Source organism: Isoptericola sp. NPDC060257, from assembly GCF_042726645.1.
Taxonomy (GTDB): Bacteria; Actinomycetota; Actinomycetes; order Actinomycetales; family Cellulomonadaceae; genus Isoptericola; species Isoptericola nanjingensis.
In genome coordinates, this window is sequence record NZ_JBHXAW010000481.1 from 1 (window position 1) to 1640 (window position 1640).

The window sequence follows — 1640 nt, forward strand, 5'->3', positions numbered from 1 at the left end:
GGGATCGGGGCCGTCGAGGCCCGGCTCCTGCAGCTCCTCGGGCGAGTTGTCCTTGATGACGGCGGTGCCGCCGGAGGCCTTCTGCTCGGCCGCGACGACCTCGTCCGAGTGGGAGATCTCGACCAGCTTCGCCAGGTCGGGGTCGTCCTTGTCCTCGGCGCGGGCCACCCAGACGTTGATGTAGGGCGCGGCGGCGTCCGAGTCGGGGTCGTCCTGGAAGAGGGCGTCGTCCGCGGACAGCCCGGCGTCCTCGAGGAAGTCGTTGTTGACGATGGACGCGTCCACCGACTTGAGCTGGATCGGCGTCTGCTCGGCGGCGACCGGCGTCACGGTGACCTTGGAGCTGGGCAGCACGTCGGCCTCGGTGGAGACGGCGCTGCCGCCGTCCTTGAGCTCGATGAGGCCGGCGTCCTGCAGCACGAGGAGCGCGCGGGCCAGGTTGGTCGGGTCGTTCGGCACGGCGACCTCGCCGCCGGCGGGGATCTGCTCGACCGAGGTGTGCTTCTCCGAGTACAGGCCCAGCGGGTAGACGGCGGTGGCGCCGATCGGCGTCAGGTCGTCGTCGGCGTCGACGTTGTAGCCGGCGAGGAACTGCAGGTGCTGGAACTGGTTCGCGTCCAGCTCGCCCTGCGAGAGGGAGGGGTTGGCCTGCGTGTAGTCCTGCAGGTCGACGAGCTCGATGTCGAGGCCCTCCTCTTTCGCCTTGTCGGTGAAGACGGCCCACTTGTCGTCGGACGCGCCGACGACGCCGACGCGGAGCGTGCCGTCGCCCTCGGCGTTGCCGGAGCCGCCGCAGGCGGACAGCGTGAACGTGGCGGCCGCGGCGATCGCGGTGACGGTGAGGAGGCGGGTGCGGGTGCTGTTCCGGGACATGGTGGTCCTTCCGGGCAGGCGCCGGGTGCGGCGCCGATGAGGCGGGGTGGGGGTGCGGCGGCCACGGCCATCAGCTCGAGGCGGCAGGGAGTGCGTGGTTCCCCGGGCGGGCCGGGGAGGGGCGACGACGACGTCGTCGGGTGCGATGCCGGTGAGGCGTCAGCCGAGCTCGCACATTCGGCGCGTGCCCGTGCGGCCCGGGGTCGTCGCGGCGCGGCACATCTCGACGCGACGGCAGGAGCGCGCGGTCGAGATGGCTGCGGGAGCGATGCGGGACATGACCTCAGAGTGACCACCCGCGACCCGGTTCACCAAGCCGACGGCGAGGAAATCTCACGCAGTGGACGATTCTCCGTCCGGATGGTGGATTCTGTGACCCGCGGCACTTCTCGCGACGCTGCGAGGGCCGGGCCGGACGTGAAGGACCCCCCGCACACCCACCAGAGCTCACTTACCCTTGCTGCCTTCCGGCCCTGGGGGAGTTCGGCGAGATGGTGCCGCACGAGGGGTCTGCCGGACAGCCTAACCGAGACCCCGCCCCGTCCCGAAACCGGCGGGCGAGACCGCCGTCACCCCCGCAGGATTCGGAGCCACGGCAGGGTGTCGGCTATTCTTCTGGGGCTGCCCGCGCAGGATGCGGGTCGCGCTCCAGGAGGATTCGCCTAGCGGCCTATGGCGCACGCTTGGAAAGCGTGTTGGGGGCAACCCCTCACGCCGACGACCCGGGCGTCGTCGCCCACGCCGACGATCGTGACGTTCGAGCCGAC

1 protein-coding gene and 1 other RNA gene are annotated in these 1640 nt (G+C 71.3%); both read right to left on the reverse strand.

All coding sequences use genetic code 11. From position 1 onward, the window contains the following. On the reverse strand, positions 1 to 873 hold an 873-nt coding region (locus tag ACFWEK_RS21485), incomplete at its 3' end, for a MetQ/NlpA family ABC transporter substrate-binding protein (protein WP_430555359.1). A gap of 417 nt (positions 874 to 1290) precedes the next feature. Then, an RNA gene (ffs, locus tag ACFWEK_RS21490) (signal recognition particle sRNA small type) lies at positions 1291 to 1387 on the reverse strand. Positions 1388 to 1640: the final 253 nt, after the last annotated feature.